At 42.3% G+C, this 21328-nt stretch carries 17 protein-coding genes; 14 read left to right on the top strand and 3 right to left on the bottom strand.

Translation table 11 applies throughout. The features are described 5' to 3' along the window. Nucleotides 1-51 precede the first annotated feature (51 nt). Nucleotides 52-2178 carry a TonB-dependent siderophore receptor gene (locus tag MN869_RS14885; protein WP_243308530.1) on the bottom strand — a complete coding sequence of 709 codons (2127 nt, stop codon included), beginning with the start codon at nucleotides 2176-2178 and terminating at the stop codon, nucleotides 52-54. Nucleotides 2179-2617: 439 nt separating this feature from the next. Between MN869_RS14885 and MN869_RS14890 the strand changes: the two genes are divergently transcribed. Both MN869_RS14890 and MN869_RS14895 read left to right on the top strand, forming a co-directional pair. Continuing rightward, nucleotides 2618-3694, top strand: a complete 1077-nt coding sequence (locus MN869_RS14890) for an amidohydrolase family protein (RefSeq protein WP_033133162.1) — start codon at nucleotides 2618-2620, stop codon at nucleotides 3692-3694. 1 nt (nucleotide 3695) lies between these two features. After that, nucleotides 3696-4538: an SDR family NAD(P)-dependent oxidoreductase gene (locus MN869_RS14895; RefSeq protein ID WP_033133161.1), complete on the top strand. Its 843-nt coding sequence runs from the start codon at nucleotides 3696-3698 to the stop codon at nucleotides 4536-4538. A gap of 210 nt (nucleotides 4539-4748) precedes the next feature. Here MN869_RS14895 and trbK read toward each other — a convergent pair whose 3' ends face one another. After that, entirely contained in the window at nucleotides 4749-4946 is a 198-nt protein-coding gene (gene trbK / locus MN869_RS14900; protein ID WP_005205150.1) for an entry exclusion lipoprotein TrbK, read from the bottom strand. A gap of 643 nt (nucleotides 4947-5589) precedes the next feature. Between trbK and MN869_RS14905 the strand changes: the two genes are divergently transcribed. Then, nucleotides 5590-7290: an NAD-dependent malic enzyme gene (locus tag MN869_RS14905; protein WP_033133160.1), complete on the top strand. Its 1701-nt coding sequence runs from the start codon at nucleotides 5590-5592 to the stop codon at nucleotides 7288-7290. Nucleotides 7291-7332: 42 nt separating this feature from the next. Here MN869_RS14905 and MN869_RS14910 read toward each other — a convergent pair whose 3' ends face one another. Further along, complete coding sequence (locus MN869_RS14910) at nucleotides 7333-7755, bottom strand: Lrp/AsnC family transcriptional regulator (RefSeq protein ID WP_004654809.1); 423 nt, start codon at nucleotides 7753-7755, stop codon at nucleotides 7333-7335. A 225-nt stretch (nucleotides 7756-7980) separates the two neighbouring features. On the opposite strand from MN869_RS14910, the gene MN869_RS14915 reads away from it, so the two are divergent. The 11 genes from MN869_RS14915 (at nucleotide 7981) to MN869_RS14965 (ending at nucleotide 21255) form a co-directional block, all read left to right on the top strand. Beyond that, nucleotides 7981-9255, top strand: coding sequence for a Glu/Leu/Phe/Val dehydrogenase (locus MN869_RS14915; protein WP_243308532.1), 1275 nt, complete (start codon nucleotides 7981-7983; stop codon nucleotides 9253-9255). 78 nt (nucleotides 9256-9333) lie between these two features. Next, complete coding sequence (locus MN869_RS14920) at nucleotides 9334-10539, top strand: aspartate aminotransferase family protein (RefSeq protein ID WP_005205143.1); 1206 nt, start codon at nucleotides 9334-9336, stop codon at nucleotides 10537-10539. A 21-nt stretch (nucleotides 10540-10560) separates the two neighbouring features. Beyond that, nucleotides 10561-11604: an arginine N-succinyltransferase gene (astA, locus tag MN869_RS14925; protein ID WP_033133159.1), complete on the top strand. Its 1044-nt coding sequence runs from the start codon at nucleotides 10561-10563 to the stop codon at nucleotides 11602-11604. Beyond that, nucleotides 11604-13073, top strand: a complete 1470-nt coding sequence (gene astD, locus MN869_RS14930) for a succinylglutamate-semialdehyde dehydrogenase (RefSeq protein WP_033133158.1) — start codon at nucleotides 11604-11606, stop codon at nucleotides 13071-13073. The genes astA and astD overlap by 1 nt, the downstream gene beginning before the upstream one ends. A gap of 32 nt (nucleotides 13074-13105) precedes the next feature. Then, nucleotides 13106-14446 (top strand): N-succinylarginine dihydrolase, encoded by a 1341-nt coding sequence (gene astB / locus MN869_RS14935; RefSeq protein ID WP_033133157.1) that lies wholly within the window; start codon nucleotides 13106-13108, stop codon nucleotides 14444-14446. 33 nt (nucleotides 14447-14479) lie between these two features. Further along, the gene (astE, locus tag MN869_RS14940; RefSeq protein ID WP_033133156.1) at nucleotides 14480-15454 is read left to right on the top strand and encodes a succinylglutamate desuccinylase; all 975 of its coding nucleotides are present in this window, start codon (nucleotides 14480-14482) and stop codon (nucleotides 15452-15454) included. Nucleotides 15455-15626: 172 nt separating this feature from the next. After that, entirely contained in the window at nucleotides 15627-17117 is a 1491-nt protein-coding gene (locus tag MN869_RS14945) for an amino acid permease (protein WP_005205135.1), read from the top strand. A 315-nt stretch (nucleotides 17118-17432) separates the two neighbouring features. After that, the gene (locus MN869_RS14950; protein WP_033133155.1) at nucleotides 17433-18083 is read left to right on the top strand and encodes a paraquat-inducible protein A; all 651 of its coding nucleotides are present in this window, start codon (nucleotides 17433-17435) and stop codon (nucleotides 18081-18083) included. Further along, nucleotides 18080-18859, top strand: a complete 780-nt coding sequence (locus MN869_RS14955) for a paraquat-inducible protein A (RefSeq protein ID WP_033133154.1) — start codon at nucleotides 18080-18082, stop codon at nucleotides 18857-18859. Before MN869_RS14950 ends, MN869_RS14955 begins: the two co-directional genes overlap by 4 nt. 39 nt (nucleotides 18860-18898) lie before the next feature. Beyond that, on the top strand, nucleotides 18899-20557 hold the full coding sequence (locus MN869_RS14960; protein WP_164467921.1) for an MlaD family protein: 1659 nt from the start codon (nucleotides 18899-18901) through the stop codon (nucleotides 20555-20557). Then, nucleotides 20554-21255, top strand: a complete 702-nt coding sequence (locus tag MN869_RS14965) for a PqiC family protein (RefSeq protein WP_033133153.1) — start codon at nucleotides 20554-20556, stop codon at nucleotides 21253-21255. The genes MN869_RS14960 and MN869_RS14965 overlap by 4 nt, the downstream gene beginning before the upstream one ends. Nucleotides 21256-21328 lie beyond the last annotated feature (73 nt).

Genomic DNA, 21328 nt, shown 5'->3' on the forward strand with positions numbered 1-21328 from the left:
ATATCCCATCAAATCCCACAATTATCTCGTTACTCTTATATATTTATATTATTAGGTATCAGCCAGATTATTAACGCTGGCCGTATAGTAGGTTTTATCAAAGATATTATTTAAATTAAATTGAAAATTAACCGCTTGTTTGGCAATGGTGGTGTCATAACTGACAAAGGCATTGGCCAGTGCATACTCAGGCAGGTCAAAGCTATTTTCCGAGTCTCCGGCACGTTTACCGACATAATTGCCACTGAGACCTAAACGTAATTTGCCATTATAAAGTTCACCATAATTATAGGCTAAGGCCAGAGATGCTGTATCTCGTGCGACATTACTCAAGCGATTGCCTTGCAGACCAAGCTCATCTTCAGTGACTTTGGCATCGGTATAGGCGTAGGTCAGGGTTGCATCAAGTTGATCAGTCAGACGGCCTGTCAGGTCGAGTTCAGCGCCTTTGGAACGGACGGCACCTGTGGTATGTAGTTCAATTTCATTGCTCGATGGGTTGGTGACTTTGGCTAAAACATTACGTTTTTTAATATCATAGACAGCAAAGTTGGCTTTAATACGCTCATTGAACTCGTATTTTGCACCGACTTCATAAGATTTGGCTTGCTCAGGTTTGACATCAGCATCAATGACTGCATTGCCGCCTAAAGGTGCAATTGAAGACGAGGGTTTGAGGGATTCGGTATAGCTGCCATAGAAAGACAGCTGATCATTCCATTGATAGACTAAGCCCGCATGCGGGAGCCAAGCATCGTCTTTGGTATTGGTATTTTCCTTAAATGGTCGTCCACGTCCAGCGGTCTGTTGATAATTCAGATAACGGCCACCGAGTACGGCAATCCAGTTTTCATTTAAGTGAATCGCATCTTGCAGATAAAAACCATAGGTATGCAATTTATCGGTTTGGTCGCTATCGGATGCAACGATATTTTTAGATGCTTCAACAGTTCCAAACTTGGGATTTAAATAATCTAAGGTTGAGCTATCACCACGAACCATATCTGGACGGAAATATTTACGGTATTCGATATCTGAACCAATTTGAATATCATGCTTTAACCCCAGTAAATTGACCGAACCATTGAGATAGGCTTGAGCATTACTGTCTATACTTTCTGCGTTTAAGGTGGCATCGGTACGGCGTGTCACCGTATGGTTGGCCGTATTTAGCTTGGTCACACGGAGTTGATTGGCATCATAGGTTTCATAGTTATAGCTATAACCTAAGTGAGCTGACCAGTTATCATTAAGCTGATGATCAACCAATAATTGTGCCAAATGAGCTTCACCTTTCATTTGGTTAAAGGCTTCATCTAGGCGTTGATATTTTGAGATCGGTAAGGCTTGTTTCGTTTTAGGATCAAAAATAGTGGAACGATCAAAAGGGACGTCAAAGTCACGATATTGATAACTTAAATTGACTTTGGTGTGACCATTATCCCAACCCAATGATGGTGCAATTAAAGTCTGTTTAAGATTCCCGAAATTACGCCAGTAGTCTGTATCGGAATGATCGGCAATAAAACGATAGGCAAAGTTACTGTCACTGATTGCACCCGTAGTATCCAGACTTGCACCTAAACCATTTTTACCTGCGGCGAAGCTTGAACCATACACTGAAAATTCAGTTTTTTGCGTCGTTTCAGGTTTTTTTGTAATGACATTGACCACACCACCTGGGTCCATAATGCCGTAAAGTAAAGATGCAGGACCTTTTAATACTTCAACCTGCTCAACTGCAGCATTCATGGTGCGACCTTGCACAATTGGCATGCCATTCACGGTAATCGAGCCATCACGATTATCCCCAAAACCCCGTTTCATGACGGTATCTTGAGTACCCCCCAAAGTATTGCCTTGCGTAATGCCGCTGACTTGGGTCAGTGCATTGTCCAAATTTGCTGGCAAATAATCTTTCATATATTGTTTAGACACCACATTTACGGTTTGTGGGCTTTCTAGATTGTTTTGATTGCCGCGTAATGTTGATGCTGTTTGTTCAGCAATATAACTGGAGGATTGCTCAGCTTGCACATTAATGGTTGCGAGTTGTGTGGGGTGTTCTGAGGTCGTTTCTGCCCACGACAGCACAGGTATTAAAGATAAGAGGAATGGGCTGCTTTGTTTTAAAATTTCAACAGTAATAAGATTTTTGCGTGGGGAGAAAGCAGACATATAGATACCTGATGAGTGCTGTTGGAGCATGAGAGAGGTAGTTTTAACTAACCTGAAGGGAGGCTAGGACGGCAATAAGGGTGTAAAGTATATTTAAATGAGAATTATTTACAAGAAGTTGGTCGATGAGAAAAGATCAATAAAAATTAAGCAGTTGATAATGCATTTATTATTTTTTAAAAAATGCACATTATTTTTATAAGTTGAGAACGATAGTTTCTTGTAAGTTTTTAATAAAGCTATGAAATTAATAGTTATTGTACGAATATGGGTCAGCCATTTCTGACATGGAATGAATCATATTCATATCTGAATATTTAAATAAATCATTTTATTCATAATGATTTGTTCAGTAGGCTAAAACAACAAAGCTATTTAGAACAATTAGAGATCGCTATGGATGAGCAGTATTTAACACTTTATGTCTTTGAGTATAACAATGACAAGATTAGATTTTTCAATTATTGATCCGCATATCCATCAATGGGATCCTTATCACACACCGCATTCAGCAGCCTTATTGGTCAAAGCTTTGGGGAAATATCCGAGGGTGATGGATCGAGTGGTCAGGTTGGTCAAGCCTAAGCCGTTATTGGATAGTTTAGGCTTAACAGAATACGCATTGCGTCCTTATTTACCTGAGCATTATCAGGCAGACATTTCGCCATTCTCAGTCGAGAGTGTGGTTCATGTCGAAGCCAACTGGCATCACCACAAAGGCTTTGGTGTGGTTGAAGAAACGGATTGGCTTCAGCAATTAGATTTTAATGCACAGGGTCTAAAACTAGGTGCAATTGTCGCAACAGCTGATCCAAGAGATCGAAAGTTCAAAGATATTCTTCAAGCCCATCAGCAGGCCAGTCCACGCTTTCGCGGTATCCGTAAAATGGCGGCTTGGCATCAAGACAAGGGGATTTATCGCTGGTGTGACCAAGCTCACTTATATCAGGACAAGAAGTTTTTAAAAGGTTTTGAGCAGCTGGCAAAATTGAATTTATCTTTTGATGCTTGGGGCTATTCTACTCAATTAAATGAAATTACAACTCTCGCTCAGCATTTTCCTGAAACACCTATTGTGATTGATCATCTGGCGACACCTGTCGGTTTATTTGGAGCCGTGGGCAAGAAAACGGGAATGACACAATCGCAGCGTGATGCCATTTTTAAACAATGGCAGCAAGATATTGCGGTTTTGGCTGAACAGAAAAATGTCCATGCCAAAATCTCGGGCTTGATGATGCCAGTACTTGGACACACATTCTATAAACTGGGTCGAACAGCAAGTATTGTTGAGATGGTGAGTTTATTGACACCTATGATTCAGCACGCAATCTCAGTATTTGGTACAGAGCGGATCATGTTTGCATCCAATTTTCCGATGGACAAGCCGAACACCCGTTTAAATGACCTAATCCATGCCTATATTCAAATGTTGAGTCCTTATGGTGATCAGGCTTTGCATGCCATGTTTAGACAAAACGCTGCCAATTTTTATCAACTTCAAATAGAGTCATGATATGAAAAATTTTAATCAAAAAGTCGCTGCAATTACGGGCGCGGGATCTGGTATCGGGCAACAACTGGCGGTTTTATTGGCACAGCAAGGCGCACATTTAGCGCTGAGTGATGTCAATGAAAAAGGCTTGGCTGAAACACAGACATTGTTACAACGGTATCCAGTTAAAGTCACTTTGACGAAACTGGATGTCTCTGATCAACAAGCCGTTCGTGACTGGGCTGAAGACAGTTTTAAGGCACATGGCAAGATCAACCTGATTTTTAATAATGCTGGTGTTGCGCTCGCCAGCACAGTTGAAGGTATGAGCTATGAAGAATTGGAATGGATTTTCAAAATCAACTTCTGGGGTGTGGTCTATGGCTGCAAAGAGTTCTTGCCTTATCTTAAGCAAAGTGGCGAAGGGCATGTTATTAATATTTCCAGTCTGTTTGGCTTAACCGCACAACCGACGCAAAGTGCCTACAACGCGACTAAATTTGCAGTTCGTGGTTTTACCGAAGCCTTAAGACAAGAATTAAAACTTCAAAATGATGGCGTGAGTGCAACCTGTGTACATCCGGGAGGAATCCGTACCAATATCGCCAATAGCGCACGGATGAGTGACAGTATTCGGAGCCTAGGTATGAATCCAGCCAAAGCCAGTCAGGCATTTAATAAGGTTTTAAAAACACCACCAGAGCAGGCGGCCAAAGTCATTCTAGATGCGGTGAAAGCGGATAAAGCGCGGATCTTGATTGGCAATGATGCCAAAGTCCTGGATCTGATTCAGCGCATTACACCGACGCATTATTCACATGCCTTAAGTTTTTTTAGCAAGAAATCCAAGAAAAATAAGGCTTAAAGTATTCGGGCGGGTATTGAAATCATTGAGATTAGATTCAGTTTTAATAAGACAACTGAATGATTTAAACGGGCATAAAAGAAGGTTTAACTGAACTTTCTTTTATGCATATTGCGTTTAATCCAGACTTTCTACAATACGAATCATTACATCAGCATCATATTAAATTTTTGATTTTAGAAAGTTCTTATATGGACTTATAAAACCCAATTAATATTCTTTATTAGAGCCAGTATCTTGCACTGTACCGCGACTAAAACACTTATCGCTGAAATTTGCTCGGGCGAAATCATCCTTGATCTTTGCAATGTTTTCACGTTTACAGTTTTCATCATTAACCTCAGGCATCTTTTCTGAACAAGCTGACACAAAGAACGTAAAAAGAAGAATAAGGCCTAATTTTTTCATATAAACAACCTTTATATTTTAACTGTCTATTCGTTTCCGGGGTGGGTGAAATTGATTTTGGGGGTATCACCATCTTGGTTTAATTTTTATGGATGAAGGCATTGCTCATGATCAAACAAGGAGCGTTATAGGGTGAGCAATGCTTTCACTTAGATCTTATAAAACTGACGATCATTTGCAAGAGATAGGGCAAAATTGTCCCATCTTGTCGGTTTTAAAGGGTTTAGTCGTAGTGTGGTGAACGATAAGAAGAAAAAAGATTTGAAAACTAAACTCAGATGATCGGGCGTCATGCGATTTTAAAAAAGTAAATCTTCACTGCTTAAGATAGATTGTTATAACTTGCAGTAGCCGCTCCTTATTTGAGATAGATGTCTATTGCAAAGCTTGTAAAACGATATCACTACAATTCTAAAGCGATGTTGGTGCAAAAATAATTCAAAATGTTGCAAGAAGATTAAAAAGTGATCCAAAATAGGGTTTACTATTTATTTACTAAATGTTGAATTGGTTTACATACCGCCAGTTTATTCGGTTTTGTGCTCTGATTGGTGTAAATTATTGCCCATGCCAAAGTACTTTTTTAAAGTACGTCAGCAAATCCATTTTTTGTACATTCGAGAGAGAGTCTAAAGAGTAAAGTATGTCTGTGAACCTTAGTAAAATCAAAAAACCTTTATATATTCACTATGCTGGAAACGCTCTTTTAGAACTCCCTTTGTTAAATAAAGGCTCTGCTTTTTCGGAAGAAGAACGAGAGAATTTTAACTTGCATGGTCTAGTTCCGTACAATATTGAGAATATTGAAGAGCAGACTCAGCGTTCGTATCAGCAGTACCTTTCCTTCGATAGTGACTTGAATAAGCATATTTATTTGCGAAATATTCAAGACACCAATGAAACCCTGTTCTATAACCTATTGAGTCAGCATTTAGATGAAATGCTGCCGATCATTTATACCCCAACAGTTGGTGAAGCCTGTCAGCGCTTTTCGGATATCTACCGCCGTCACCGTGGTATTTTTATCTCTTATCCAGAGCGCCAATACATCGATCAAATTATCCATAACGTCAACAAGAAAAACGTGAAAGTGATTGTGATTACTGACGGTGAACGTATCTTAGGTCTTGGCGATCAGGGTATTGGTGGCATGGGGATTCCAATTGGCAAATTGTCACTCTATACCGCATGTGGTGGGATTAGTCCTGCTTATACTTTGCCGATCACCATTGATGTCGGTACCAATAACCAAGAATTGCTTGATGATCCAATTTATATGGGTTGGAAACAGCCGCGTATCCGTGGTGAGCAATATTATGAATTTGTTGAGCAGATTATTAAGGCAGTGCGTCAGCGTTGGCCAGATGTGCTGATTCAATTTGAAGATTTTGCGCAAACCAATGCCATGCCTTTATTGACTCAGTATCGCGATAAAATTTGCTGTTTCAATGATGATATTCAAGGCACAGCAGCAGTCACTGTTGCGACCCTCATTGCTGCCTCAAGAGCACAAGGTAAACAGCTAAAAGATCAAACGGTTACTTTTGTTGGTGCGGGTTCTGCGGGTTGTGGTATTGCTGAACAGATCGTTAGACAGATGATGGACGAAGGTCTGAGTGACCATGAAGCGCGTTCACGCATCTTTATGGTGGATCGTTTCGGCTTGATGACCGATCAACAACCGAACTTACTCGATTTTCAGCAAAAACTTGCCACACCCGTCAATGCAATTAGCACTTGGGAATATACAGGTGACAACGTTGCTTTGTTGGATGTAGTCAAGAATGCCAAACCAAGTATCTTGATTGGGGTTTCTGGGCAGGCAGGTTTGTTTAGTGAAGAAGTCATCAAAACCTTAGCTAAATATTATAAGCATCCGATTGTATTGCCGTTGTCGAACCCAACTTCACAAGTTGAAGCACAACCAAAAGATATTATTGAGTGGACGCAGGGTGCTGCAATTGTGGCAACAGGTAGTCCTTTTGCACCGATTTATTATCAAGGCAAGGTCTACGCCATTGCTCAGTGCAATAATTCCTATATTTTCCCTGGGATTGGTTTAGGTGTGATCGCATGTGGCGCAACCCATATTAGTGACTCGATGTTAATGGCTGCAAGTACTGCTTTGGCAGACTGTTCACCACGTTTGAAAAATGCCGCAGCGGATTTATTGCCAAATATCAATGATATTCAACAGGTGTCTAAGTTTATTGCCTTTAAAGTAGCAAAAGCTGCTATGGCGGATGGCTTGGCCGTACCGTTGAGTAATGATGTGTTGAAACAAGCGATTGAAGATAATTTCTGGACGCCAGAATATCGTAACTATCGCCGTGTTAGTTATTAAGCCATTTCATTTAAAAAGGGACTCTAGCTAGAGTCCCTTTTTTTAGGTCTTATAGGTGGAGAGCAAAATACTGGTTTCACTATTGTAAATCCCTGAAATATTTCGGATTCGCTCTAGCGCTTTATCAAAGTTTTCCAAACTATCAGATTGCAACTCAACCAGAATATCCCATTTACCATTGGTGGTATGCAGTCGCTCAACGGCTGATTCTAAGCGCAATTCTCGAATTACCGCCTGTGCTCGCGTACCTTCTACCATGATATTCATCCATGCCCGAATGATATTTTTTTCTGCATTGGGACGGAAACGCACGGTATAGCCTGTGATGATCCCCGTTGATTCCATATATTCAATTCGTTTCTGCACGGTGGCACGTGACACCCGTGTTTTTGCTGCCAAGTCGGTAATCGACATCCGGGCATTGTCTTTGAGTAAGCCTAATATAATATGATCGATATTGTTCATTTTGATTCTTTCTATTAGCAAATTGATAAAAAATAATTCATTTTAATCATTATAACGAATTTTGTGAATCAATTTGATTCTTAATAATAATAACTATACAACACCCCAAGCATTTTCACTTCGGCACGAAAGAAGCTGAATGCGCATCAGGGAGGATGGGGGTAGGACGCCCTTAAACAAAGGGAATCTGTGAATAACAGGGACAATTGATTAATTAAGGAATAGATGATGTCTTTATCATATGCGGCTCAAAATGGCAGTGCTTGGCAAACTTTTCTCACTCAAGTAGATCGAGTGGCACCTTATTTGGATGCGGACCTCAGTAACTTTGTCAACACACTAAAAACCCCAAAGCGTACGCTTATCGTTGATGTTCCAATCGTGATGGACGATGGTTCAATTCGCCATTTTGAAGGTTACCGTGTACAGCACAATTTATCACGTGGTCCAGGTAAAGGCGGTATCCGCTATCACCAAGATGTTGAACTTAATGAAGTCATGGCCTTATCTGCATGGATGACCATTAAAACTGCAGTACTGAACCTGCCATTTGGTGGTGCCAAAGGCGGTATTCGCGTGAATCCAAAAGAACTTTCAGCGCGTGAATTAGAACGTTTAACCCGTCGTTTCACCAGTGAAATCAGTCCAATCATTGGCCCTCAAATTGATATTCCTGCACCAGATGTCGGTACCAACGCCAATATTATGGGCTGGATGATGGATACCTATTCAAGTATCAAAGGTCATACCGTAACAGGTGTGGTCACAGGCAAACCTGTACATCTAGGCGGTTCATTGGGTCGTGTTCGTGCAACAGGCCGCGGTGTATTCGTAACGGGTATGCAGGTTGCTGAGCGCATTAAATTACCGATTGAGGGCAGCAAAGTTGCTGTGCAAGGCTTTGGTAATGTTGGTAATGAAGCGGCTTATTTGTTTAGTCATGCAGGCGCAAAAATCGTTGCTGTACAAGACCATACCGGTACCATTTTCAATGCAGAAGGCTTAGATGTTAAAGCATTGCAAAAGCATGTGGTTGAAACTGGTGGCGTGATGGGCTTTGTTGATTCAACTGTGATCTCAGACGAAGAATTCTGGACGGTTGATATGGACATTCTGATTCCAGCAGCATTGGAAGGTCAGATTACGGTTGAACGTGCACAAAAGCTGAAAGCGAAAATCGTACTTGAAGGTGCGAATGGTCCAACCTATCCAGAAGCAGATGATGTATTTGTCAGTCGCGACATTACTGTTGTGCCTGACGTGATTTGTAACGCGGCTGGTGTAACTGTCAGTTATTTTGAATGGGTTCAAGATATGGCGAGTTACTTCTGGACCGAGGATGAAATCAATGAACGTCTTGATAAGTTGATGATCCAAGCCATTGCAGATGTTTGGAACACGGCAGCACAGAAGGAATGTAGCTTACGCACCGCAGCTTATATTTTGGCATGTGAACGTATTCTGAAAGCGCGTAAAGAACGCGGTATTTTCCCAGGTTAAGTCATTTATAAAATTAAAGTGAAGGGCTTGTTGAGCATTTAACAAGCCTGAAGATTAAACAGGAAGTGAGTAAATAAAATGAGCGAAGTCGCAATTACACGTAGCAATTTTAATGATTGGATGGTTCCCGTTTTTGCCCCAGCAAATTTCATTTTAGTGCGCGGCGAAGGGTCACGTCTTTGGGATCAAAACGATAAAGAATATATTGATTTTGCAGGTGGGATCGCGGTAAATGCCTTGGGTCATGCACATCCTGTTGCAGTAAAAGCCTTAACTGAACAAGCACAAAAGCTATGGCACATTGGGAATGGTTATACCAACGAGCCTGTATTACGCCTTGCGAAACAATTGGTGGATAGCACCTTTGCAGACAAAGTATTTTTCTGTAACTCGGGTGCAGAAGCCAACGAAGCAGCATTAAAACTGGCGCGTAAAGTCGGTTTGCTGAGTGGTAATGCAAATAAGAACCAGATTGTTGCTTTTAAAAATGCTTTCCACGGTCGTACTTTGTTTACCGTAACAGCAGGTGGTCAGCCAAAGTATTCTCAAGACTTTGCACCATTACCAGGCGGTATTGAACACACTGCATTTAATGACCTTGAAGCAGCAAAAGCAGCGATCACTGAAAATACTTGTGCAGTCATTGTCGAACCGATTCAAGGCGAAGGTGGCGTTCTGCCAGCAGATATCGAATTCTTAAAAGGCTTGCGTGCACTGTGTGATGAAAAAGGTGCGGTGCTGATTTTTGATGAAGTACAAACGGGTGTGGGTCGTACAGGTTCATTGTATGCCTATATGAATACAGGGGTAACACCTGACATTTTGACCACAGCAAAAGCATTGGGTGGTGGTTTCCCGATTGGTGCAATGATCACTACAGATCATTATGCCAACATGTATGCAGTTGGCGATCACGGTACCACTTATGGCGGGAACCCATTGGCTTGTGCAGTTGCTGGCGCAGTGTTTGAATTTATCAATACACCAGAAGTGTTAGACGGCGTTAAACAACGTCACCAATATTTCATTGATGCCTTAAACAAAATCAATGCTGAGTATGGATTGTTCAAAGAAATCCGTGGTCAAGGTTTGTTAATCGGTTGTGTATTGAAAGATGAACATGCTGGCAAAGCGAAGAATATCGTGACCTTAGCGGGTGAAGAAGGGCTATTGGCCTTAGTAGCGGGTGCAGATGTGGTGCGCTTTACCCCTTCATTGATCATTCCTCAACACGATATTGATGAAGGTCTAAGCCGTTTTGTTCGTGCATTAGCACGCCTCTAAGTCTGCTGTGAGCATCTACCCATGATGATTGTTCGACATGCAGCGCATCGGGACTTAGATGATATTTATCGTTTAGCGCAACGAGCGGGGGAGTCTGGCATTGGCCTGACTTCCTTACCACAAAATAAAGAAATCTTGGCTGAACGTATTACACGTACCACTCGCACTTTAGACGGCTTATCCGAAAAGTGCGAGGCAAGTTATCTATTTGTATTGGAAGACACCAGCATTCACAAAATTGTGGGTGTGAGTGCAATTGAAGTTGCGGTCGGGTTGAATGAACCGTTCTACAACTTTCGTGTGGCAAAACAGGTGCACGCCTCTAAAGCCTTAAATGTGTATAAGACATTAGACACCCTGTTTTTAAGTAATGACCATACTGGGTGTAGTGAACTCTGTACCTTGTTCCTTGATCCTGAATATCGCAAAAACCAAAACGGTAAATTTTTATCCAAAGTTCGTTTTCTGTTTATTGCTGCATTCCGCTCGTTTTTCGAAGAAAGATTGATTGCTGAAATGCGTGGTTTCTCGGATCAAAACGGACAGTCACCTTTTTGGGATTCCTTGGGCTATTTATTCTTCAATATGGATTTTGCTGCCGCAGATTATCTCAGTGGTGTGGGGCAAAAAGCCTTTATTGCAGAGCTAATGCCGAGATTTCCAGTCTACGTTGACTTACTGAGTTCAGAGGCACGTGAGGTGATTGCAGAAGTACACCCACATACGCTGCCTGCGGCAAAAGTGTTGATGTCAGAAGGTCTTAAATATCAAGGTTATGTTGATATTTTCGATGCTGGGCCAACACTTGAAGCCAATACTGCTGAGTTACGGGCGGTGAAAGAGAGCCGCTTGCTCAAAGTTAAACTTACTGAGCAAGTCGAAAGTACTGAGACACATTTTTTGGTTGCCAATGACCAATACCAAGATTACGCCGTGTTGCTGGTCAATAACAAAGTTGATGAAAGTGAGACTTTGTATATGACGGCAACACAAGCACAGGCACTGAATATTGCTGAACACGATCAAGTCCGTGTCTTAGCATTAGAAAAAATGGAGAATAACTAATGTCACAAGGTGCATTATTAATTGATGGTGCTTGGGTCCAGGGACAAGGAAGCGCATTCGAAAAAACCAATCCGGTGAGCAATCAGCAAATTTGGGCGGGGCATGAAGCAAGCCCAGCCGATGTTGCACTGGCTTGCGATGCAGCGCGTCAGGCATTTCCTGCATGGGCACGTTTGCCACTAGAACAGCGTATCGCGACAATTGAACGTTTTGCTGGATTATTAGAACAGCATAAAACCCAATTGGCCGAAGTGATTAGCCAAGAAACCAGTAAACCACTTTGGGAAACTTTGACCGAAGTGCAATCGATGATTGGCAAAGTGGCGATTTCGATTCGTGCTTATCATCAACGGACAGGTTTTAGCGAAACTGAAATGCCAGATGGCGTGGCTTCACTACGTCATCGTCCACATGGTGTTCTCGCCGTATTTGGCCCGTATAACTTCCCGGGTCATTTGCCAAATGGTCATATTGTGCCTGCATTGATTGCGGGTAATACCGTGGTGTTTAAACCAAGTGAACTCACGCCTTGGACGGCTGAAGAAACTGCAAAATTATGGCAGCAAGCAGGTCTACCAAAGGGGGTGCTGAATATCGTACAAGGTGGACGCAGCACGGGTGAAGCACTTGCAGCAGCAGAACAAATTGACGGTTTACTGTTTACGGGCAGTGCCAATACAGGCTATCACTTGCATAAACAAATGGCAGGTGCACCTGAAAAAATTCTTGCTTTGGAAATGGGCGGCAATAATGCCCTGATCATTGATGAAGCCAGCGATGTTGATGCGGTGGTGAATTTAGCGATTCAATCCGCTTTCGTTTCTGCGGGGCAACGTTGTACTTGTGCACGTCGTATTATTGTTAAACATGGTGCCAATGGTGATGCTTTCATTCAACGTTTTGTTGAAGTAGCGAAGAACTTAGTCGTAGGAAGCTGGAATGCTGAACCGCAACCCTTTATGGGCGGGGTGATTTCTGCACATGCAGCAGAACAAATGTTAGCGGCGCAAAGCAAACTGATTGCTTTGGGTGCAAAACCTCTTTTAGAAATGACTCGTCCACAAGCCGATAGTTCATTGCTGACCGCAGGTATTTTAGATGTTACTCAGGTGACCGATATCCCTGATGATGAATACTTTGGTCCACTCACCACGATTTATCGCTATAACAGTTTCGATGAGGCCTTAAACATTGCCAATAACACTCGTTTTGGTTTGGCGGTGGGTTTGGTTTCACCTGAGCGTGATTTATTTGATCGTGTACTGATTGAAGCGCGTGCAGGCATTGTGAACTGGAATAAACCATTAACAGGTGCTTCAAGTGCCGCACCATTTGGTGGTGTTGGGGCGTCTGGGAACCATCGTGCCAGTGCCTTCTATGCAGCAGACTATAGTGCATGGCCTATGGCTTCACTGGAAAGTGACAGCGTTACTTTACCTTCAAAATTATCACCGGGCATTGTGCTGTAATTCGGCTCGTATCGGGACACAGGGAGAATAAAATGTCAGGTTATGAAATTAATTTTGATGGTTTAGTGGGGCCGACCCATCATTATGCGGGTTTGTCGTTTGGGAATGTCGCATCAACCAAGAACCGTAATAACGCGTCAAATCCTAAGCTGGCTGCAAAACAAGGCTTGAAGAAAATGAAAGCCCTTGCGGATTTAGGACTCAAGCAGGGTGTGTTTGCCCCACAAGAGCGTCCGCATGTACCAACGTTACGCCGTTTGGGTTTTACTGGCAGTGATATTGATGTCATTACCCAAGCGATGCGTACTGCACCGGCCTTGTTATCGTCATTGAGTTCAGCCTCATCGATGTGGACGGCCAACTCGTGTACGGTGTCACCATCGGCAGATAGTGCTGACAAACGCATGCATTTTACCGCTGCAAACTTAAATAATAAGTTCCATCGATCAATTGAGCACCATACGACCACGCGTATTCTTCAAGCGATGTTCAATAATGATATATATTTCGCGCATCATGAAGCACTGCCTGAAGCCGCCTTATTTGGTGATGAAGGGGCAGCCAATCATAACCGCCTTGGTGGTGGATATGATCAGGCGGGTGTACAGGTTTTTGTTTATGGACAGCAACAACTGGGTGGAACGGTTGCACCGCAGAAATTCCCTGCGCGTCAAACCCGTGAAGCAAGTGAGGCAATTGCTCGTTTACATCGTTTAGATGCGAAACGAACCGTGTTCATTCAGCAAAATCCAGATGTGATTGATCAAGGTGTATTTCATAACGATGTGATTGCGGTGAGTAATCAACAGGTCTTGTTCCATCATCAGCAAGCCTTTTTAAATCAAGCTGGTGCATTGAATGAAATTCGTCACAAGATGGCGGGGATCGAACAAGATTTTATCTCGATTGAAGTCCCTGACAATCGTGTCAGCGTTGAAGATGCAGTCTCGACTTATTTGTTCAACAGCCAGATTTTGACCCGTGCAGATGGTGGCATGAGCATTGTGGTACCAGAGGAATCACGTCACAACAAGGCGGTATGGAGCTACTTGAATGACATGATTCAAATGGGTACGCCAATTGATGACATTAAGGTGTTTGATCTACGTGAAAGTATGCGTAATGGCGGTGGACCTGCATGTTTGAGATTACGTGTTGCCGTGAATGAAGCGGAACTGAATGCGGTGAATCCAAACCTGTTTATGAATGATGCATTATTCAAAACGCTGAATCAGTGGGTGGATCAGCATTATCGTGATGAGTTAACACAAGACGATTTGGCCGATCCAAGTTTATTGATCGAGAGCCGTACCGCATTAGATGAGTTAACCAAAATTTTAGCTTTAGGTTCGGTTTATCACTTCCAAAGATAAACAGTAAACAACGGCTTTTAAGGATGAAAGTACATGGTTGATCTATTAACGTTGACTTTAACGCAACGAATGCCTGTGCAGATGCAAGGTGAGACGACGGGATTTACATGGCAGTGGTTGGGTGAAGGGCTATTGCAATGTACACCGAAGACAAACTATGGAAAGACCATGCTGCTTTCTGCTGGGATTCATGGCAATGAAACTGCACCGATCGAGCTATTGGACCAAATTATTCATGACCTATTTGCCGAGCGTTTAACGCTTGCAGTACGGGTACTGTTTGTGTTGGGTAATCCTGAAGCGATTCGACATGGGATGCGCTATCTTGAAAATGATATGAACCGCATGTTTTGTGGTGCCTATCAGCACTTAGCCCAAGATCAGGAAACCGAACGGGCTGCTCACTTAGAGCAAGTAACAGCACAGTTTTTTGAACAAAGTCAGCCGCAAGCACAGCGCTATCATTATGATCTGCATACGGCAATTCGTGCCTCATTGCTGCCTGTTTTTGCCCTATTTCCATATCAAAGCAAGCCTTATGATGAGTTCCTTATTCAAAGTCTAGAGGCTGCTGATTTGGATGCTTTGGTCTATCACAATGCCGCAGGCAAAACCTTTACTCATTTTACGGCTGAAAAATTTCAAGCAGCGAGTAGTACTTTGGAGCTAGGCAAGGCCAAACCTTTTGGGGCCAATGATTTAGCCCAGTTTGCCAGTACTGACCAGATGCTGCGCGCAGTTCTTGCAGATCAAGCATTGCCGATCAGACAGAAATCCGACATTCGACAGTTTAAGGTGGTGGATTCAATCTTAAAACAAAGTGAAGATTTTCAACTCAAATTGAGTGCTGACGCACCAAACTTTTCTACTTTTCAGAAAGACGAGTTGATTGCAACACAACAGGCTGGGGATTATGTTGCGCATGATCAACAAGTCTGGATTTTATTTCCAAACCCTAAGGTAAAAACAGGGCTTCGAGCAGGGCTGATTTTAAAAGAAATTGAATAAACAGTCGCCGTTTTAACAGTTTAACTGTCGGCAAGGAATAAATGAAATGGAGTTTGAATATGGATGTTCAATAGAACAAAGCGTGTCAAAGAATATCGTTTAGATATTCGTTTTTATGAAAGTGAAACAGCAAGGACAGGTTGTCATAAGAATACAGTTGGAGTGACCGTGTATGAGTAACAATAACGAAAAGACATTTCCCTCAGGCCAAGCCCTGAGTGGACAATATGTACCGCAGCAGGATGTTGCCAGTTTATCGGAAACTTCGAGCGCAGAGATTGAAGTGGGTAAACCATTGAAACGTGCCATGACCAAACGTCATTTGGTGATGATTTCTTTAGGTGGTGCAATTGGAACAGGGCTGTTTTTAGGCTCTGGCGATGTCATTTCTCAGGCTGGTCCAGTCGGTGCGATTCTCTCTTACCTATTGGGTGGTGTAATTGCATACATGGTGATGTTGTGTTTAGGTGAACTCGCTGTACAAATGCCAGTTTCAGGTTCTTTTGGTGAATATGCCAGAACTTATATTGGCCCAGGCACAGGCTATATGATCACGTGGTTGTATTGGCTAACGTGGACTGCAACTTTGGGGACTGAATTTACCGCTGCGGCTCTACTGATGCAGGAATGGTTTCCGTCTATTTCCATGTGGACGTGGACCTTATTATTTGCAGGGCTGGTGTTTAGCTTGAATGTCAGTTCGACACGGCTATTTGCTGAGTCAGAGTTCTGGCTGTCTTTGGTTAAAGTTCTGACTATTATCTGTTTTATTGGGTTGGGTTTAGCCGCTATCTTTGGCTTTATTTCTTATCATGGGCATGAGTCTGCACCGCTGTTCAGTAAGTTGACGGAACATGGCTGGTTTCCAAATGGTATTTTCCCAATTTTCGCGACCATGTTGATCGTGAACTTTGCATTCTCTGGCACAGAGTTGATTGGTGTCGCTGCAGGTGAAGCAGAAGAACCTGCGAAAACAGTACCTAAAGCCATCAATGCCGCGATCTGGCGTTTATTGATTTTCTTTGTGGGTACCATTGTGGTGATTTGTGCATTACTGCCTTATGAAATGGCAGGTATAAATGCCAACAGTGTCAGTAATAGTCCATTCGTTACCGTATTTAATTATATTGGGATTCCATATGCGGAAGACATTATTCGTTTTGTGATTATTACGGCACTTTTATCTGCTGCAAACTCAGGTTTATTTGCAGCATCGCGGATGATGTGGTCATTGTCTGCAAAGAATCAGTTGCCGAAGGTGTTTTCAAAATTAACCCGTTCAGGCACACCGATTATCGCGATTATTGTGACCATGTTTGGCGCGATTCCAGGTTTGCTATCGGAACATTTTGCACCTGAAACGATTTTCAAAAATTTATTGGGTGTTGCCGCTTTTACCATGGTAGTGGTATGGATTTCGATTTGTGTTTCCCAATTTAACTTCCGCAGACAATGGATCAAATCGGGTAAAACAGTCAAAGACTTAAAATTTGCTGCACCATTATTCCCACTCACCCCGATTTTAGGTGGTGTATTCTGTGTGATCACCTGTATTAGTATGGTGACCGATCCATCGATGCAAGTGGGCTTCGTCTGTTGTGTCCTGTTTATTATTGCCTGCTATGCAAGCTACAATATTTTTTATAAAAATAAAGCCGTTTAAGTAAAACTTTTATTTAAAATAAATATATAGACGAATAGGTTGTAGGCGTGATCTGCAACCTATTCGTCTTTTTTATGTAGGATAATAGGGCTGCTGTGCGCTTGGTGATAGACTAACCCGTACTTGAGCTTTGTTCTTTCTGATAAAGATTAAATAAGCCATCAACTAATAGGATTGAGAATGCTTTTAGATGATGATTTGTTTACATATTGTGTAAGAAATACAGTCCGTGGTTGTGATTGCAAAAATAAAAGGTATAAATGGGTTAAGTCGATTTCTTAAACAACAAAGAATCTGTGTGATGAGTTTGACTTTATGGCGAATAAAAATAATCCATCCGTAGTGATTGGTCAGCAAGTCAGACTCACTGAACTGGCGGGTTGTGAAGAATGCGATGCAATATATCGCAGGGTTGAGCTTGCATCGGGTGAACGGGCATATTGCACCTGTTGTGGTGCGGAGTTATATCGTCGAAGTCGATCTTTTTCTTCTTTGCTTGCCTTGGTCATTACTGCTTTGATTGTTTTTGTGATTGCCAATAGTTTTCCCATCGTCATTGTTGAGCTACAGGGCAATACCTCTCAGACCACTTTAATCGGTGCTGCATGGACCATGTTTCATATTGATCGTGCCTTGGTTGGTGTTTTGATTCTGATTACAACTTTTGTTGTGCCTTTGGTTGAGCTGTTATTGCTGAGCTATGTGCTTTTTTTTATTAGTGTGTTGAAGGTCAGGCCTCAATTTTTGACTTTGGCACTGAGAGCCTTATTTCTGTTTCGGACATGGGGTATGGTTGAGGTTTTTTTAATTGGTGTACTGGTAACCTTGGTCAAACTTGTGGGCATGGTCACCGTTATTCCTGGTGTTGCACTCTGGGCATTTACATTATTGAGCGTGCTTTTGGTCTATATTGCTTCGGTCAAGATTAAAGATATCTGGGATGAAGTTGATCGGAGTCTTGGATGAAGCAAAAACACGACCATGACACCGAGATTGGTTCAATTGTAGAACAGCTTTCCGATGTTGATTTACAGATCAAAAACTATGTCAGGGCAAAACAGGTTGGGCTCATTCAATGTCATTGCTGTGGATTACTGAATGCTGTAGCAAGTCACGCAGATCAGCAAAATCATGCTCAATGTTCAAGATGCAAAAGTACCTTGCACTCACGTAAACCACAAAGTTTAAATCGTACTTTTGCTTTGGTGGTCGCTGCAGCAATTTTATATATACCTGCCAATGTACTCCCCATGACGGTAACAGATTCTTTGTTGGGGCGTCAGCAAGATACCATTATTAGTGGTGTGATCTATTTCTGGCAAAATAGTGATTATCTGGTGTCTGTGGTTATTTTTATGGCCAGTATTTTTATCCCGATTTTAAAATTATTGATTCTGATTTTTTTATTAATTTCAGTCTATATGCAATCTTCCTCAAGATGGCATTTTACCCCTGAACAATGTGCGCTGATGTATCGCATTGTTGAATTTATTGGGCGTTGGTCCATGATTGATGTCTTTGTGGTTGCATTGCTGACTGCATTGATTCAAATTCAGTCATTGGCAACTATTTTGGCAGGGCCTGGCGCAGTTGCTTTTGGTGCTGTAGTGGTTTTGACCATGTTTGCTTCACTCAGTTTCGACCCCAGAATTATTTGGGACAATTATTTCAAGGCGCGTCACGCGAATGCTCAACAATCAAATCATTTGAAAGGAACGGCGATTCATCAATTAAAAAGTTAAGATTGACGATGAGCCTTATTTTTGACCTATAAAAGAAAGATCACTATGTCAGAAAATACCCCGAATAGCCAAGATTCTGAAGAAAACACTACGGTGGTAACGCAGAACGATGCAATCTTCGACGAGCCTGAAAAAAAGAAGGGACGTTGGAGACCTGCGTTGATTTGGCTGGTTCCATTTGTTGCGCTTTTAATCGCACTTTCGCTTGCAGCAAAAGCGGTTTTGGATACAGGTCCAACCATTGAAGTGTCTTTCCGAACAGCAGAAGGCTTGGTTGCAGGGAAAACCACGGTACGTTATAAGCAGGTCGATATTGGTTTGGTTCGACAAATTGATCTTTCGGATGACCGATCTCATGTCATTGCCAAAATCGAATTACGTAAAGATGCCAGTAATTTTGCTGCCAAAGATTCGCGTTTTTGGGTGGTGAGACCGCGAGTAGGAACGGGTGGTATTTCGGGTATTGATACCTTACTCTCAGGGGCATACATTGAAGTCGATGGTGGGAAGGCTGAACAGAAGCAAGAGAATTTTACTGGGCTTGAAGTTCCACCTGTAGTGTCATCGGATATACCAGGCAAGGTCTTTTTCTTAAAAGCACAGGACTTGGGGTCACTTGATGTTGGCGTGCCGATTTACTATCGCAGAATTAATGTCGGGCAGATTACAGCGTATAAATTAGCAGCTGATGGGAAAAGTGTTGAACTACAAACCTTTATCCAATCTCCTTACGATAAGTTCGTAACCACAGATGCGCGTTTTTGGCAGGCCAGTGGGGTTGATGTGACCTTAAATGCATCAGGATTTAATCTGGATACGCAATCACTGGCCAGTATTATTGCGGGTGGTATTGCCTTTGGTTATCCAGAAAATTCTGCTGGAGCAATTGCACCAGACAATAGTTATTTTACTTTATCAGACTCTCGCAAAGAGGCGATGAAGGAGCCTGATGGTAAGCCGCGTCCAATTATTATGTACTTTGATCATTCACTTCGTGGTTTAACCGCGGGTGCACCAATTGACTTTATGGGCATTGAGATTGGTAATGTCAAAGCAATCAACGTCGAATTTGATCAGTCTTATACGCATTTAAGAATGCGCGTGGATGCAGTGATTTATCCATCGCGTTTAGCGCATGGCAAAGAACTTGATCCAGATGGCGAAATTTTTAAATACTTTATCGAGAGAGGTTGGCGTGCGCAGATGCGGACAGGTAATTTATTAACAGGTCAGAACTATATTGCCTTTGATAAGTTTCCAAAAGCCAAAGCCGCGTCTTTAATCACGAGACCAGATGGACGTGTTGAAGTACCAACCACGGCAACAGAGTTGAGTGGCTTACAGGCACAAGTTTCACAAATCGCGGATAAAGTGAGTAAGTTCCCACTCGAAGAAATTGGACAAGATGTTCGTAAGACGCTTAATAATATGAACACCACCATTGAGTCGACTGACAAACTGGTAAAACAGTTGGATGGCAAAGTCGCACCTGGTTTACAAGCGACGCTGAATGATGTGCGTAAAACCATGCAATCGAGTGAATCCATTTTATCCAGTGATGCACCGATGCAGCAGGATGTCCGTAAAGCATTGCAGCAAATGACTCGAGCTGCGGCATCTTTACAATTAATGGCTGATTATATTGAACAGCATCCTGAATCATTGATTCGGGGTAAAAAAGCAGAGGCAAACAAATGATAAGAACAATCATCGCTAAACATTCATCTGCTGTAGCAGGAGTGCTCAGCAGCGTGAGCATCTTATCTGCTGCGGTGTTGCTCACAGCTTGTTCGGGTTCTCCCACACCGAACTATTACACCTTGGCAAGCAAAGTTTCTCCATTGCCAAGTTCAAAGGTCAGAGTCATTGAAGTATTGCCTGTTGGATTGCCAGATCGTATCAATCGTGCGCCTATCGTGATACAGGATGCAGCGGGTAAATCTAAAATTATGGAAAACGAGCGTTGGACGTCTACGCTTGGGGCTGAATTAAGAGATAACCTGTCTGCAGGTTTACAGCAAAAACTTGGTGCGGTTGATCGTTATAACAGCGGTATGGTGGGCGGCAAGGTGTCTTATCGGGTTGCAACTGATTTTTCACATTTTGATATTATTAATACATCCGATATCGCCAACAAAAATGTTGAAGTTTCTGTTGCCTGGATCATTAAACGTAATGATCCGAATATCACCTTAGATCAGAACTCAACCCAAAATCAGCAGTTGGCATGCCGTATGACGTTTACTCAGCCAGTATCAGGTAAGAACAATCAGATACAAGATATTGTGAGTGGTGCGAGTAGTTCATTGAGTCGAGTTATTGATGCAATGGCGCTGTCAATTGTGTCCTTAGATGCAAAAACCTCACCTAACATAAATGGGGTAATTTGTTCATAATTTGAATAAAAAGTGGTCAGATTGATCACTTTTGTTCTGTTCAGGTTTTATTGTTTATTCAGACATCACAGTT

This window comes from Acinetobacter sp. NIPH1876, from assembly GCF_022808535.1.
In the GTDB taxonomy this organism is placed as follows: Bacteria; Pseudomonadota; Gammaproteobacteria; order Pseudomonadales; family Moraxellaceae; genus Acinetobacter; species Acinetobacter higginsii.